Here is a 15249-nt window from a genome sequence, read left to right as displayed (position 1 = left end):
TCCGAAGTGCGGAGGCGAGACGTGGAACTCGAATCGGAGCGCCTGGAGCGAAGCCAACTGGAAACCCTGAGCACCGCCGAGCTCGTCCGGCACGCCCTCGCCGAGGCGAAGCTGCTGGTGAAGGCGGAGCTGCTGCACGCCAAGAAGGAGCTGCGCGAAGAGGTGAAGGCCGCGCGCACCAGCGGCATCCTGCTGGGAGTGGCCCTCACGCTGTCATTGTGTGGCCTGGCGGCCTTGTTCGTCGCGGTGGGCCTGGCACTGCCGCTGTCCGCATGGCTCGGCGTACTGCTGGCGGGCGTCTTCGTCCTGCTGGTGGCGGGCGGGCTGGCGTGGGCTGGCGTGAAGCGGCTGCCGAAGAAGCCGCTGCCGCACACCCAGGAGCGGCTCAAGACGGACTTCGACCTGGCGCGGGAGACACTGCAATGAACGAGTGGGGCCATCTCGAGCACAAGACCGATGTCCAGGACAAGCGTGAGCGCCGCGACGAACTCACGCGCGCGACCGAGGCCGCGCAAGAGCACATCACCAAGGGCACGGGGGACCGCGAGCAGGTGGAGCGCACCGCGGACCGCATCCGCGACGAGCTGATGCTGACGCTGGAGGAGCTCGACCGGCGGCGCCACCGGGCGCTGGACGTGCGCTTCCAGGCCCTGCGGCATCGGGATCTGCTCGTCGGCGTGGCCGTTACGGCCGCCGTGCTGACGGGGGTGACGGTGGGCATCGCGGTGTGGCGGGCCCGGCACCGGCAGGAGATCCTCGCCCGGCACCGGCTGAAGGCCATGCAGCGCGCGTGGTCTCATCCGGACCGCGTGGCCTCGTCCGCCGAGGAGCGGCCGCTCCCCGTGGAGCTGGGACGCAAGCTGGTGATGATCTTCGCGACGGCGCTGGCGTCGAATATCGCGAAGAACTCCGTGCAGGCCCTCGTACCGCGGCGCCAGGCAGCTGTGGGCTCTGCAACGAAGTAGAAGTTGATTTAATTGCGAGGGATTCGCGCATAAAGCAGACTCATCCACGTGGATGATCTGCTCTATGCGCGGGCCCAGATGGGGCTGTCGCTGGCGTTTCACATCGTCTTCGCGGCGGCGGGCGTGGCGTTGCCGGTGTTGATGGTGCTGAGCGATTGGAAGGGCCGGCGCACGAAGGACGCGGACTACCAGGTGCTCAGCCAGAAGCTGGCCAAGGGCACGGCGATCCTCTTCGCGGTGGGCGCGGTGAGCGGCACGGTGCTCTCGTTCGAGCTGGGCCTGCTGTGGCCCGAGTTCATGGGGCAGTACGGGGAAGTCATCGGGCTGCCCTTCAGCCTCGAGGGCGTGGCCTTCTTCACCGAGGCCATCTTCCTGGGCATCTACCTCTACGGGCGCGAGCGGGTGTCGCCGGGCATGCACCTCTTCTCCGGGGTGATGGTGGCGCTGAGCGGCGCGGCGAGCGCCTTCTTCGTCACGCTGGTCAACGTCTTCATGAACAACCCCACGGGCTTCACGCCGACGCCCACGGGGCCCACTGACATCCAGCCGCTGGTGGCGATGTTCAGCCCGGGCTGGCCGTACCAGACGGCCCACGTGCTGCTGTCCTCCTATCAGGCGAGCGCCTTCGTGATGGCCGGCATCCACGCCTTCGTGTTGCTGCGGCACCCGAGCTCGGTGTTCCACCGCAAGGCGCTGTCGGTGGCGTTGCCGGTGGCGTGCCTCACCGCGCTCGCGCAGCCGCTGGTGGGAGACTTCCTGGCCCAGCACACGGCCGAGGCCCGGCCGGAGAAGCTGGCGGCGATGGAGGGCCACTTCGAGACGCAGCGAGGTGCCCCGATCCTCATGGGTGGGTGGCCGGACGAAGAGACGGCCACCACGCCCTACGCGCTGGAGATTCCCTACGGCTTGTCCCTGCTGGCCTTCCACCATCCGGACGCGGAGGTGCGCGGGCTGAAGGAGTTCCCCCGGGAGAACTGGCCGCCGGTGGCCAAGGTCCACCTCTCCTTTGATCTCATGGTGGGCACGGGCAGCGTCATGGCGCTGCTAGCCCTGGTGACGCTGGTGCTGCGCTGGCGGCGGCGCGAGTGGCCCGAGGGTCGGCGCATGCTGCGCGCGTGGCTGGTGGCCTCGCCGCTCGGGCTGGTGGCGCTGGAGGCGGGATGGATGGTCACCGAGTGGGGCCGCCAGCCGTGGATCATCCACGGGGTGATGCGCACCTCGCAGGCGGTGACTCCGGTGTCGCATCTGGCCGCGCCCTTCTGGACCTTCACGCTCGTGTACCTCTTCCTGGGCCTGGTGGTGATCTTCCTCCTCGGGCGGCAGGTGGCCGGCACGCTGCCCGGCCAGGAGGTGGCGGATGCCCACTGAGCTCTTCCTGGCCTTCGCGGTGGCGGGGACGTTCGTCCTCTACTCCATCTTCGGAGGCGCGGACTTCGGCGGCGGCGTGTGGGATCTGCTCGCCGCGGGGCCTCGCAAGGCGGAGCAACGCGCGCTTATCGCCCGAGCCATCGGCCCGGTGTGGGAGGTGAACCACGTCTGGCTCATCGTCGGCCTGGTGCTCCTCTTCAGTGGTTTCTCGCGCGCCTTCGCCGTGCTCACCGTGGCGCTGCACGTGCCGCTGACGCTGCTGCTGCTGGGCATCGTCTTCCGAGGCACGGCCTTCACCTTCCGCACCTATGATGTGCGCGGAGACCGGGTGCAACGCACCTGGGGGCTCGTCTTCAGCGTGGCGAGCGTCATCTCCCCCGTGCTGCTGGGCATGTGCGTGGGCGCGGTGGCCAGCGGCCGCATCCGCGTCGAGGGCCGCACGGTGGTGAGTGGCTTCTTCGCGCCGTGGCTCACGCCGTTCGCCGTGGCGGTGGGCGTGTTGGCGCTGTGCCTCTTCGCCTTTCTCGCGGCCGTGTACCTCACGGCCGAGGCGGACTCCGAGCCGTTGCGCGAGGACTTCCGGCGCAGGGCCCTTGGAGCCGGGGTGGCGGTGTTCGTCGCGGCGTTCGGCGTGCTGCTGCTCTCGCGCGAGGGCGCACCTCAGGTCTGGGGTGGCCTCATCCACGAGCCCCTCGCACTCGCAGTGCATGCCGTCACGGCCGTGTCCGCATTGGCGACCTTCGCGCTGCTGTGGCGTCGCCGCTTCCAATGGGCCCGCGTCGCCGGGGCAGCCCAGGTGGGCTTCATCGTGTTCGGTTGGGCAGCGTCTCAGTACCCCTATCTCGTGGTACCAGACATCACCGTGCAGGCTGCCGCAGCCAGTCCGAGCGTCCTGCGCCTGCTCATGGTAGCCATTGCCTTGGGGGCCGCCCTCGTGGTGCCCTCCATCATTCTCCTGTTGAGAACATTTGAGCCCCGAACCCCTCACTCCTGAGGGTGATAGACACGAAGTCTCGTGAAAGCAGAAATTTCTAGGAAGATGGGATATCTTGGATCCCCATCCCCCGAGACTTCACCTTGAATTCGATTGAAGCAGGCACGGTGTTCCAGGAGCGCTACGAAATCCTCTCCAAACTGGGAGAGGGTGGTTTCAGTCAGGTCTACCGTGCGCGGCAGCGGGCCACCGGCCAGGAGGTGGCGGTCAAGGTGCTGCACTGGACGCACGCCCAGGACGAGGCGCTCACCGCCCGCTTCCAGCGCGAGATGCGGCTGTGCGCTCGGCTCTACCACCCGCACATCGTCCGGCTCATCGACTCGGGGCGCAGCGATGAGGGGCTGCTCTACACCGTGTTCGAGTACGTGCCGGGCCGCACGTTGGGGGACGTGCTCGCCTCGGAGGGCGCGCTGCCGCCGTGGGAGGCCTCGCATCTGATGTTGCAGGTGCTGGACGCGCTGGGCTGCGCGCACAAGCTGGGCATCGTCCACCGCGACCTGAAGCCGCAGAACATCATGCTCACCAACACGGGCGTGCGGCGCAATGCGCTGGTGTTGGACTTCGGGCTGGGGACGCTATCGGACGAGGACCGGCGGGAGGACCTGTCGCGCATCACCCGCACCCGGGACACGCTGGGCACGCCGGCCTACGCGGCGCCCGAGCAGCTCCGGGGCGAGCCGGTGACGGCGCGCACGGACCTGTACGCATGGGGCCTCATCTTCCTGGAGTGCCTCACGGGCAAGCGCGTGGTGGAGGGCTCGAGCCTGCAGGAGCTCCTCTTCAAGCAGCTGGGCTCCGAGCCCGTTCCCATGCCCGTGTGGCTCGAGGGGCACCGGCTCGGGCGGCTGCTGCGGCGGGCCACGGAGAAGAATCCCCAGGCCCGGGATGTGACGGCGCAGAACCTCTTGCTGGAACTGGAGGCCAGCGTCACGCAGGGGTGGCCGGCCGGAGAGGCCGGGGTGCCCGCGCGTCCGGATTCACTCCAACAGCCGGCCGATGGAGAGCGCCGCCAACTCACCGCCGTGTGTTGCGGCTTGAGACTCGCGGGCGAGGGCGTGGACACGGCGGACGTCGAGGACCTGGACGCGCTGCTGTGGACGCATCATGCGGCCTGCATCGAGCTGGCGCGCCGTCGCGAGGCCTGGCTGGGCAGCGTGCTGGGAGAGCGGCTGCTGTTGTACTTCGGCTATCCGCAGGCGCAGGAGGACGATGCGCAACGCGCGGCTCACATGGCGCTGGAGCTGATGGAGGAGCTGGTTCGGCGCGGCGCGGAGCTGGAGCGGACCCAGGGCATCCAATTGGAGGCCCGGGTGGGCATCCACACCGGCCTGGTCATCAGCCGAGAGCTGCGGCGCGAGGGGATGGCGGGGCTGCCTGTGCTGACGGGGACCACGCCGGGGATCGCCGAGCGGTTGGAGTCGCTCGCCCAGCCGGGAGAGATCCTCGTCAGCGAAGTCACCGCGAAGGTGGTGAAGGACACGTTTGGGCTCGAGCCCTCGGGAGCGCACCGCGTGGGAGTGGGCACGCGGCCCGTGCCGGTGTTCCGCCTCCGGGACAGGCACCGGGTGCCCGCGTCGGGCCTGGAGGGCACTCCGGCGGGGCCGATGTTCGGCCGGGCGCTGGAGCTGGAGCTGCTGATGCAGCGCTGGCGGCAGGTGCTGGCGGGCATGGGGCAGGGCATCCTCATCACCGGCGAGTCGGGCATCGGCAAGACGCGGTTGACGCAGGAGCTGGCCCTGCAGACGCGCCACTGGCCGCACGCCTTCCTGGAGTGTCGCTGTGCTCCCGAGTGGCGCAACAGCACGCTGCGGCCCATGGTGGACCTGCTGGAGCGGATGCTGGGGGTAGGGCGGGACTGCACGCCAGCGCAGCTCCGGACCGCGCTGGAGAAGCTGCTCTCGCGCTACGGCTTCGAGCTCGCCGAGTACCTCCCGCTCTTCTCCTCGCTCCTCTCCCTCAAGGGGACTTCGGAGTTCTATCCACGCCAGACCCTGTCTCCGCAGCGCCAGAAGGAGGAGACGATCAGCGCGTTGCTCGCGCTCTTCTTCGAGATGTCCCAGCAGGAGCCGGTGCTGATGGTGGTGGAGGATCTGCACTGGGCCGATCCGCTGACCCTGGAGCTGCTGGCGCAGCTGCTGAAGGATGCGACCAGCACGCGCCTGTGCCTGGTGCTCACCTCGCGCCCCAACTCCCTACCGTCCTGGCCCTCCAATCTGGCGCACCAGGTGCAGCTCAACCGGCTGGAGCGTCCGCAGGTGGAGGAGATGGTGCGGGGGCTCAGCCGGGAATCGCCCCTGCCGCCGGAGCTGGTGGAGCAGGTGGTGAACCGCACGGATGGGGTGCCCCTCTTCATCGAGGAGCTGACCCGCATGCTGGTGGAGGCCCTGGCCCGGCAGGGCACGGCCCCCACGCCGGAGATGGGCGCACTGGCCATCCCGAGCACCTTGCGCGACTCGCTGATGGCGCGGCTGGATCGGCTCGGGCCCGTCAAGGCCACGGCGCAGCTCGCCGCCGCGCTGGGGCGCGAGTTCCAGTACGAGATGCTGGAGGCCGCCTTCGGGGAAGACACCGAGGCGCTGAGGAAGGACCTGGACGCGCTGGTGGTGGCGGATCTCGTCCATCGCCGCCGGGGCACGCGCAACCCCGTGTACGCCTTCAAGCACGCGCTCATCCGGGACACGGCCTACGAGTCCATGGTCAAGCCGCTCCGCCGCCAGGTGCACACGCGCATCGCGACGGCGCTGGAGCAGCGCTTCCCGGAGCTGGTGCAGCAGCGTCCGGACCTGCTCGCCCGGCACTACGCCGCGGCGGAGAAGCGGCGCGAGGCGCTGGGCTACGCGCACAAGGCGGCGCTGGCGGCGCTCATGCGCTCGTCGGACCACGAGGCCCTGGGCCATGCCACGGAGGCGCTCGGGTGGCTCGAGTCCGTGCAGGACGTGCGCGAGCGCGCCCGATGGGAGCTGGACCTGAACGGCGTCATCATCCCGGCGGTGATGGCCACGCGAGGCTGGTCGGATCCGTCGGTGAAGACGCGGGTGGAGCGCAGCCAGTCCCTCATTGATCTGCTCGGGGACAGCGCGCACAGCGTGCCCACCCTCTGGGCCCTGGTGAACTTCCACCACCTGCGCGCCCACCATGCCCAGGCGCACCTGTTGGTGGAGCGGCTGCTGAACATGGAGGGGCTGGCCCAGGACGTGAACCATCAGCAGGTGGTGCTGCCGCTGCTGGGAGACTGTCTGTGCGCGGAGGGGGAGTTCGTGAGGGCGCGTGAGTGCGCGCTGCGGGCCCTGTCGTTCGCCGCGGACAACCAGCCTCGCCAGTCGCTCTACCTCTATGGCGTCGAGCCGCGCATCTACGCCCGGCTGGTGCTGGCGCTGGCGAAGTGGCACCTGGGGCTGCCGGAGAAGGCGATGAGGATGCTGGAGGCGGCGCTGGCTCTGGCTCACGAGCTGCGCCACGCCAGCACCCTGGCCCTGGCCTACATCTTCGCGCTTGGGCTGTACCAGCTCCAGGAGGACCTCGAGCGGCACACCGCGCTGGCGCAGCAGGCCCACGAGCTGATGGAGCGCCAGCGCTTCGTGTCCCAGGGCGCGTACTGCGAGGTGATGCGCTACTGGGGGAAGCGGGACCTGGAGGGAATGGACCGGGCGATCGCGGCGCTGGACGAGCAGGGCAGCGCGCTGTTCCGGCCCTTCTACTCGGCGCTGGCGGCGGAGGTGGAGGCCTCGATGGGCCGGCACGAGGCCGCCAAGGTGCGCCTCGAGGAGGCCCTGCTCCAAGCGCGCGCCTGGGGAGAGGGCTTCTCGGTGATGCACGTGCTGATCCGCCTGGGATGCCTCCTGCTGGAGACGGGGCTGGACACCGAGGCCGGGGAAGCCCACCTCCGGGAGGCGCTCGCGCTGACCCGGGAGCGGAAGGCGAAGATGCTGGAGCTGCGAGCCGCGATGCCGCTCAGCCGGTTCCTGCTCCAGAAGGGGCAGCGCTGGGAGGCTCGCGAGCTGCTGGTTCCCCTCTATGCTTGGTTCACCGAGGGCGCGGACGCACCGGACCTCGTGAAGGCCCGGGCGCTGATCGAAGAGCTCGGGGGCACCTGAGCGCCCTCGAACTCACTTCACCTCGAAGCGGGCCGCGAAAGGCGTGGGGCCCGTGGTGCGCGCCACCCCGTGGTCCGGGTTGGCGGCCAGGTGCTCGAGGATCTTGAAGACGGTCTCCGCCTCGTCCGTGGCGCCGACGGCGGTGGCCAGCTCCTCGGCGGTGCCGGACACGCCCTTCTTCCCGCGCAGGTGGGTGAGCAGCTTGCGCTGGAGCTCCAGCACGGCGCCCGCGGCCTTCTTGCCGGCCTCGACGCCCGGCTGGTGGTAGGCGTTGATGTTCACCAGCGAGGCGTAGAAGCCCACGGCGCGCTCGTACAGCGCGATGATGGCGCCCAGCGTGCGCGCGCTCACGTCCGGCACGGTGAGGGTGATGGACTCGCGGCCCTTCTCGAAGAGGGCGCGCCGCGTGCCCAGCAGGAAGCCCAGCAGATAGTCACCGCTGGTGATGTTCTCCTCCACGGCCATGGAGGAGCCCTGGCGATCCTGGAGCACCTCGATGAAGGTGGCGAAGAAGTTGTGCACGCCCTCACGCAGCTGCTGCACGTAGGCGTGCTGATCCGTGGAGCCCTTGTTGCCGTAGACGGCGATGCCCTGATTGACGACCTTGCCGTCCAGCGACAGCTCCTTGCCGAGCGACTCCATCACGAGCTGCTGGAGGTACTTGGACATGAGCATCAGCCGGTCCTTGTACGGCAGGATGACCATGTCCTTGGTGCCGCGGCCGCCACCGGCGTGGAACCACATGAGCGCGAGCAGGGCGGCGGGGTTGCGCAGCACGTCGCGCTGACGCGTCTCCCGGTCCATCTCCCGGGCGCCTGACAGCATCGCATCCACATCCAGCCCCTGCAGGCGCGCGGGCAGCAGGCCCACGGCGGACAGCACCGAGGTGCGACCCCCGACCCAGTCCCACATGGGGAAGGTGCGCAGCCAGCTGTTCTTCCGGGCGTACTGGTCCAGCTCGCTGTTGGCGCCCGTCACCGCCACCGCGTGCGCGCCGAAGACGAGGTCCTTCGCCTGGTACGCGCGCTCGGCCTCGACCATGCCGTTGCGCGTCTCCTTGGTTCCACCGGACTTGCTGATGACGAGGGTGAGCGTCTCGGGCAGCTTGTCGCCAAGCTGCGCCAGGACGCGGTCCATGCCATCCGGGTCGGTGTTGTCGAAGAAGAAGACGCGCATCTTGTCCGCGGGAGAGCCCAGCGCGTCCGCCACGAGCTGGGGCCCCAGGGCCGAGCCGCCGATGCCGACGACGAGCAGGTGGGTGAAGCGCTCGGCCGTCTGCGGCGCGATGCGGCCGGCGTGGAGCTCCTCGGCGAACCAGTGCACGTCCGCGAGGGTGTCTCGGATGGCGCGGCCGATTTCGGCCTCGGGTGCCAGCTCGGGGGCGCGCAGCCAGTAGTGGCCCACCCGGCGCTGCTCGTCCGGGTTGGCGATGGAGCCCTTCTCCAGGGCCTCCATGGCATTGAAGGCCGCCTTCAGGGGCTCGGCCATCTGGTCGAGGAAGGTGGCGGGGAAGTTCATCCGCGAGATGTCGAGCGTGAAGCCCACGGACGGACTGACGCAGAGGTACTTCTTGTACCGCTCCCACAGCTCACGCTGGCTCATCGTTCCTCCAGACGGGACATGTGCCGACGTTGTCCTACCGCCTCGCCCCTCAGTGGGGAAGGCAGGAGAGGTCCGCCTATCATGGGTGGGAGCGCTTCGCCCGACATTGAACAGAACGCCGGGAGAGGTGTTGTGAGTCCGCCTTATGGAACCTTGGCGGCGGAGGCGACCTGGTCCAGCTTCGCGTCGAGGGCGTTGCGGGGGAGCCATTGGCCTCGCACCATGACGCCCACGAGGGTCCGGGTGAGCGTCACGTCCTGGAGCGGGTTGGCGTTGAGCAGCAGCAGGTCCGCGCGCTGGCCGGGGGAGACGGAGCCCCATTGATCGCTCTCGCCGAACCAGGCTGCGGCGTTGCGCGTGGCGGCCTGGAGCACGGCAAGTGGAGGCAGGCCCGCGGCGGCCATGGCCTCCATCTCCTGGTGGACTGCGAAGCCAGACACCATGAAGAGCTGGGGCGAGTCCGAGCCCACCAGCAGCGGCGCTCCGCCCGTGTACAGCGCCTGGAGGACCTGGCGGCGCAGGTCGAGGAACCGGTGCTTGCCGGACGCGGGAGCCTGGGAGAGCGGGCCGGTGAGCAGCTCCCTCGTCCACGCATCGACGGTGGTGGTGGGCACGTAGCGCAGCTCGCGATTCGTCCGGAGCTCGGGGACGGCGCCCTCGCTGGCGACGATCTCGAAGAGGGCGAGGGTGGGGGAGTTGAAGGTGCCCGCGCGCTTCGTGGCCTCGACGAGCGAGGGGATGCGGGCTGCGTCCAGGCGGGCGAGGACATCGCCGAACTCCACCTGCTCCACCACGGTCGTATCGCCAGGAGGCAGGAGCGCGGCGAGGTAGCCGTCGAGGTGTTCGATCTGCTGTCCCGACTCGAGCGCATGCGCGAGCCCGACTTCCTGCGTGACATGGCCGCTGACGCGCAGGCCCTGGGCCTTGGCCTCGGCCATCATCGCGTCATACGTCTCGAGATTGAGGCCGCCGTGGGTCTTGATCAAGTCGAAGCCCGCGGCCTTCTGCTCGCGCACGCGCTGCCGGGCCTGCTCGGGACCTTGGACAGACTTGCCGTGGAAGGAGGGCCCCGCGACGCGCAGCGTGGGACCGAGCACCTCTCCTCGAGTCACGCGGTCTCGGAGGGCCAGGCCGCTCGGAGCCGCACCCAGGGCGCGAGCGGTGGTGACGCCATTGGCGAGCAGGAGCGCGAGCTGCTGTCCGGCCGGATCCGTGAGCGCACCGTCACCGGCTTGCAGGTGGAGGTGCATGTCCACGAGGCCAGGCATGAGGAATCGTCCGCGCCCGTTGATCTGAGTGGCGCCATCAGGCACCGGAGTGGAGGCCGAGGGCCCGACGGCGACGATGCGATCCCCACGGACCACCACCGTCTGATCACCGAGCACTCGATCGGAGTCCAGCGGGAGCACGGAGACTCCGACGAAGGCGACCACCGTTGCTGTACCGGTGGTGGGGGCTGAAGAGGCGGGCACTGTCTGCGCGGTCTGCGCGGTCTGCGCGGTGGCGCACCCCACGAGCGCGACGAGCAACCCGGCCCATCCCCACGAGGCCCTCCTGGAATCCGACGGCATGTGCAAGCTCCTCCCGAGCGCGCTGGCGGCGTGGCGCGCGAACATGGGGAGCAGTCTGCCTCTTCCCGAGCGGGCAGGCAGTGAAAGTCAGGCCACGATCGTCGACGGAGGTGGAGGCGAGGCCTCTTCACCCTGGGGCTTCCACGCGGGGTTGCGGAAGGCGCGGGCCAGCCGGGTGCGCAGGGGCTCGGGGCGGTGCAGGTCCTTCCAGATGGCGGCGAACTCGTGGGAGACGATGCGCAGCGGGTTGAAGGTGTGGATGTTCTTCGTCAGGCCGTAGATGGGCTTCTCCTGCTCGGGCTCGAAGGTGCCGAAGAGCCGGTCCCAGATGATGAGGACGCCCGCGTAGTTCTTGTCGAGGTACTGGGGATTGGAGGCGTGGTGGACGCGGTGGTGCGAGGGCGTGTTGAGCACCCACTCCAAGACGCCGAGCCGTCCAATGGACTCGGTGTGGATCCAGTATTGATAGAGGAGGCTGATGGACTGGGCGGTGACGATCATCGCCGGGTGGAACCCGAGCAGGGCCAGGGGGGCCCAGAAGGGCCAGCCGGTGATGGACGTGGTCCACGGCTGCCGCAGCGCGGTGGAGAGGTTGTAGTACTCGCTGGAGTGATGGGTGACGTGGCCGGCCCAGAAGAAGCGGCTCTCGTGATGGACGCGGTGGAACCAGTAGTAGCAGAGGTCCTCACAGAAGAAGAGGAGCACCCAGGACACCGGGCCCAGCGAGCCGAGCCTCAACGGCGTGAGCTGGTAGAGCGCCAGGTAGCCAGCGAAGGCCACGCCCTTCCAGAAGATGTTGATGAAGACGTTGCCGAGTCCCATGGTGAGGCTGGCGGCGGTGTCCTTCACCGTGTGGCCCCGGACGTCGCGGCCGTCGGCCTGGAGCTTCCTCATCACCAGCGCCTCGACGATGACCGAGACGACGAAGAACGGAATGGCCGGGGTGATGAGATCTGGAATGTGCGAGTTGTCCATGGGTGACCTCCTCAGGTCCGCTTGAGCGGGTGATGCCGCCGGCCTCGGGCAAAGCTGCGGTGAACGAAGCGGGTGAGAACCTTGAGCATGCGCTGGATCGAGGGGTGATCCGGGCGCGCCACGCGAGCGATGACGGCGCCTTGCACGGCGTCGATGACGAGCTCGACGACGGCCTCGAACTCCGGGTGCGAGGCGGCTTCGGGGAACAGCTCGCGGGCCACGCGCACCAGGTTGTCGCGGTGGGGGCCCTCCATGGCGGACAGGGCGGCTTGCAGCTCGGGGTCCGTGCGAGCTGCCACATACAGCTCGATGGCCGCCAGCAGCTCCGGGCGCTGGAAGACGACCCACAGCCCCTGCACGGCGGCGCTGATCCGGTCCCGGCCGCTCGGCATGGCGCCGAGCCCGGTCAGGTAGTCCTGGATGAGGCGGGGGAAGAGCAGCTCCACCGAGGCGCAGAGCAGATCGGCCTTGGTCTCGAAGTGGGTGAAGATGGCGCCCTGGGAGACACCCGCCCTCTTGGCCACCTCGTTGGTCGTCAGCCGTGCATAGCCCTGCTCCATCAGCACGGTGATGGTGGCGTCGAGCAACCGGCGGCGCGTCTCCTCGCGTCGCTCCTGCTGGGTGCGGTGGGGACGCGCCGGCGTCCCGGGACGAGCCTTTCTCTGAGGCATGACCTCTCTTTTAATCGGTTACATAAAAAGTGACCAGTCAGTCATTCCAGGGGTTGGGAGCACTCGGGAGGGCGAGGGCTCCGTTCCAGGGCTGCGGGGGGACAGCGGGAGGGCAGGCGCGGGAATTTCGTCACGGAATAGGCCGCGGATGTCTCTCAGTTGAGAGGCGGCCCCAACCATGATCATTCCCACCCTCCTGATTCTAGCGTCGGTTCCGGTGGTCTCCCCCAATCTCCCCATGGACGTCCCAGAGGTCAACGTCCCGTTTGCCTGCGGCCGCATCTATCCGGTGAGCCAGGCGCATGACACGGGCAGTCACAAGTTCAACGACACCTACGCGTGGGACTTTCGGATGCCCGTGGGCACGCCGATCGTCTCGGCGCGGGACGGCGTTGTGCGCATGGCGCGCGGCGACAGCACCGAAGGCGGGTGTGATGAGAAGTACGCGCCCATGGCCAACTACGTGGTCGTCTCGCACGGGGACGGCCTGGAGACGCAGTACCTGCACTTCAGCGCGGTGGTGGTGAAGCCGGGCGAGCACGTGAAGCAGGGCCAACTGCTCGGGTTCTCGGGCGAGACGGGTTGGGCGTGCGGCGCGCACCTGCACTTCAAGGTGGCGCGGGAGACGGGGCGTGGGTGGAACAACCCCTCCGTGCCGGCGCGCATCGTGGGCTATGGCGATCCGGTGCGCGACGTGCGCGTGGCGGCGCCGCTGTGCCGCGAGCCGCAGAACAACATCGTGGCGGCGCAGGAACCGTCGCGGACGGGCGAGGCGATGGTGTCGCTCTCACCGGCCGCGGATGAGGCCCAGCAGGCGCCGAGCGGCATCCCGCCCGGGGCGAAGAGCGTCCTCGACAGTCTCTCCCAGCCGCCGGCTCAGGGTGGCGAGGGCCTCCGTAAAACGCGTCCGGCCAGCCCGGTGCGCGGTACGGCCAGCGCCCGCGAGACTCCCTGAGGCGAGCAGGGCACCGGCGCCCGCGAGCAGGACGAAGAGGGCGCCGGCATTGACGAAGTACTCCACGGTCAGCAGCGGCCCCTCGAGGTAGGCGCGGACGACGCGGTAGCCCACGTGTCCCAGGAGCGCGAAGAGGGGCAGGTTGATGAGCGGGAGCACGAGCCAGCGGGCTACGCGCCACCAGCGGGACACGGCCTCGGCGATGGCGGTGGTGGCGGTGTAGCGCCAGGTGCTGGCGCGCGCGGCCTGGAGCTCCGTCAGGAGCGTGTCGGTGTCCGGCACGCCGAGTGATTCGGGAGCCAGCCCGTTCGCATGGGCGAGGGCACGGGCCTCAGTGAGCGCGGCGCGAGCGGCGGACTCCACGGCGAGATCATCCTCGAAGGGTTCCACCACGGAGTTCTCGGCGGCGCGGGCGCGGGTTCGGCTTCTCACGGCGTCCAGCGCGGTGGAGGCCGCGGCGACGGCGAGCCCGGCGGGGAGGCTGCTCCGGGCCAGGAGCGTGGCGGCGCCCATGCCACCCGCGCCCCACAAGGAGAGACGAAGTCCCCAGGCCGCGGGACCCCAGAAGCGGCCTGCTGCCTGCCTGCGGACCTCGGAGGCGAGGTGCCCATGGGCGAGGCCGAGGCGCGAATCGAAGTCTTTCTGGAGGCCCTCGCTGGTCCGGCCGAGTCCTGATTCGAGCGCGGCGCGGGTGCGGGACAGCAGGGACTCGGTCTCCTGAAGCGCGGCCTCGACGCGGGTGGCCATCTCTTCGAGAGCGCCCAGGGCATTGCCACGGCGCACACGAGAGGCGACGGCCTGGGAGGCCAGCTCGCGGAGGTGGAAGAGGAAGGCGCCGAACTCGCCCGAGGCGTCCTTGCCCTCGCGAGCAGAGCGGGCGCTGATCGCGAAGGCGGGGATGGAGTCCTGGGGCAGGCCGAGCTGCTCGGAGGCGAGCTTGCGGGCCTGGGCCTTGAGGGCCTCGCGAGAGTCGGCGGACAGCTCATCCGCGAAATTGATGAGGAAGACGAGCGCGCGGCGGCGGGCGAACTCAGCGAGGAACTCGATTTGAGTGGCCTCAGCGACGCTGCCGCGGTGCATGACGACGAGGGCGACATCGGCGAGTTCCAGCGCGGCGCGAGCCACCTCGCGGTGGGTGGTAGCCACGCTGTTGAGGTCCGGCGTGTCGATGAAGACCTGTCCGCCCCAGAGACCGTGAGGGCTGGCGGTGTAGCGCACCACGGAGGCGCCGACGCGCGCGAGTGCCTCCAACTCGGCGCCAGCCGGGGCGAAAACGGTGGCGGCGGTGCTGGTGGGACGGTCCTCGCCTTCGCGGGCCAGAGGCTGGCCGGCGAGCGCATTGAGCAGGGTGGACTTGCCCGCGCCGGTGGCACCGACGAGCGCCACGGCCAGGGGCGCATCCTTGCGAGCCACGCCCCGGGCATAGTCCTGGCGGAGGCGCTCCAGGCGTGAGGCATGCGGCTTTAGCGCCGGCAGCGCCAGGGCGGCTGCGAGCAGGGGCTGGAGATCCTCGGGGTCCGGCAGTTTCGTCTCGTCCACGCGGACGCAGCCTCACCGAGTCGAGCCAGAGAGGCCAGCATTGGATGGAGCGAAGGTGTGGCCATCAACGGATGCGGCTCCACTCACCGTCATGCACGTCAGTACCCGCTGATAATCGAGCCCCTTCTCTGCCAACGCTGCTGGAGATGGAGGCTGACGAACTCCTGCGCAAGAGGTAGGTGAGCACATGGCCCCGGTGGCAGTCGCTCGGACTGGCCGCGGCGGGCCTGACGCTGGCTGTCTGGCTCGGGTGGTTCGTTCCGAGTGGGCCGATGAAGAATCCCTCCATCGCTCGGAGAGAGGCTGGGAGCATGAGCAGCCGGACGCATGCACCTCGGGGCCCGGCGAGGCTGCAGTCATGGCCTCCACGGAGGACTCCTTCCCGAGCCAGAGAAGGAACAGACCCAGCCTGGTGCGAAGGGACACAGCCCGCACAAGCAGCAGCTCATCCTCAACGGAGGTTGCTGGACTCTCCTCAAGGTGACCCCTGCCTTTAGGTCCAGGGGGCTCACGCC

10 protein-coding genes and 1 pseudogene are annotated in these 15249 nt (G+C 69.3%); 6 read left to right on the top strand and 5 right to left on the bottom strand.

What is annotated here, in order from left to right:
- Window positions 1-21 precede the first annotated feature (21 nt).
- The 5 genes from KY501_RS10035 (at window position 22) to KY501_RS10015 (ending at window position 7421) form a co-directional block, all read left to right on the top strand.
- Window positions 22-426, top strand: coding sequence for a phage holin family protein (locus tag KY501_RS10035; protein WP_224362484.1), 405 nt, complete (start codon window positions 22-24; stop codon window positions 424-426).
- The gene (locus tag KY501_RS10030; RefSeq protein WP_224362483.1) at window positions 423-965 is read left to right on the top strand and encodes a hypothetical protein; all 543 of its coding nucleotides are present in this window, start codon (window positions 423-425) and stop codon (window positions 963-965) included. Before KY501_RS10035 ends, KY501_RS10030 begins: the two co-directional genes overlap by 4 nt.
- Before the next feature lie 48 nt (window positions 966-1013).
- Window positions 1014-2333, top strand: coding sequence for a cytochrome ubiquinol oxidase subunit I (locus KY501_RS10025; protein ID WP_224362482.1), 1320 nt, complete (start codon window positions 1014-1016; stop codon window positions 2331-2333).
- Window positions 2323-3327, top strand: a complete 1005-nt coding sequence (locus tag KY501_RS10020; protein ID WP_224362481.1) for a cytochrome d ubiquinol oxidase subunit II — start codon at window positions 2323-2325, stop codon at window positions 3325-3327. Before KY501_RS10025 ends, KY501_RS10020 begins: the two co-directional genes overlap by 11 nt.
- Window positions 3328-3410: 83 nt before the next feature.
- Complete coding sequence (locus KY501_RS10015) at window positions 3411-7421, top strand: TOMM system kinase/cyclase fusion protein (protein WP_224362480.1); 4011 nt, start codon at window positions 3411-3413, stop codon at window positions 7419-7421.
- Between the two features lie 12 nt (window positions 7422-7433).
- On the opposite strand, the gene KY501_RS10010 is transcribed toward KY501_RS10015, so the two are convergent.
- From KY501_RS10010 to KY501_RS09995, 4 genes are all read right to left on the bottom strand, one after another.
- Window positions 7434-9023, bottom strand: a complete 1590-nt coding sequence (locus KY501_RS10010) for a glucose-6-phosphate isomerase (RefSeq protein ID WP_224362479.1) — start codon at window positions 9021-9023, stop codon at window positions 7434-7436.
- A gap of 143 nt (window positions 9024-9166) precedes the next feature.
- Window positions 9167-10594, bottom strand: a complete 1428-nt coding sequence (locus KY501_RS10005) for an amidohydrolase family protein (protein ID WP_224362478.1) — start codon at window positions 10592-10594, stop codon at window positions 9167-9169.
- Between the two features lie 87 nt (window positions 10595-10681).
- Window positions 10682-11569, bottom strand: coding sequence for a sterol desaturase family protein (locus tag KY501_RS10000; protein WP_224362476.1), 888 nt, complete (start codon window positions 11567-11569; stop codon window positions 10682-10684).
- Between the two features lie 11 nt (window positions 11570-11580).
- Window positions 11581-12240 (bottom strand): TetR/AcrR family transcriptional regulator, encoded by a 660-nt coding sequence (locus KY501_RS09995; RefSeq protein ID WP_224362474.1) that lies wholly within the window; start codon window positions 12238-12240, stop codon window positions 11581-11583.
- Window positions 12241-12418: 178 nt separating this feature from the next.
- Here KY501_RS09995 and KY501_RS09990 point away from each other — a divergent pair.
- Window positions 12419-12802, top strand: a pseudogene (locus KY501_RS09990) (M23 family metallopeptidase); the annotation flags it as partial.
- Between the two features lie 225 nt (window positions 12803-13027).
- On the opposite strand, the gene KY501_RS09985 reads toward KY501_RS09990, so the two are convergent.
- Complete coding sequence (locus KY501_RS09985) at window positions 13028-14734, bottom strand: GTPase (RefSeq protein WP_224362472.1); 1707 nt, start codon at window positions 14732-14734, stop codon at window positions 13028-13030.
- Window positions 14735-15249: the final 515 nt, after the last annotated feature.

This window comes from Hyalangium versicolor, from assembly GCF_020103695.1.
Taxonomy (GTDB): Bacteria; Myxococcota; Myxococcia; order Myxococcales; family Myxococcaceae; genus Hyalangium; species Hyalangium versicolor.
This window is presented reverse-complemented; position numbering and strand designations above follow the sequence as displayed.

Excerpts from the sequence above, each read along its gene's own strand:
- KY501_RS10030 (WP_224362483.1), top strand. The coding sequence starts at position 423 with ATGAACGAGTGGGGCCATCTCGAGCACAAGACCGATGTCCAGGACAAG.
- KY501_RS10020 (WP_224362481.1), top strand. The coding sequence starts at position 2,323 with ATGCCCACTGAGCTCTTCCTGGCCTTCGCGGTGGCGGGGACGTTCGTC.
- KY501_RS10010 (WP_224362479.1), bottom strand. The coding sequence starts at position 9,023 with ATGAGCCAGCGTGAGCTGTGGGAGCGGTACAAGAAGTACCTCTGCGTC.
- KY501_RS10005 (WP_224362478.1), bottom strand. The coding sequence starts at position 10,594 with ATGCCGTCGGATTCCAGGAGGGCCTCGTGGGGATGGGCCGGGTTGCTC.
- KY501_RS10000 (WP_224362476.1), bottom strand. The coding sequence starts at position 11,569 with ATGGACAACTCGCACATTCCAGATCTCATCACCCCGGCCATTCCGTTC.
- KY501_RS09995 (WP_224362474.1), bottom strand. The coding sequence starts at position 12,240 with ATGCCTCAGAGAAAGGCTCGTCCCGGGACGCCGGCGCGTCCCCACCGC.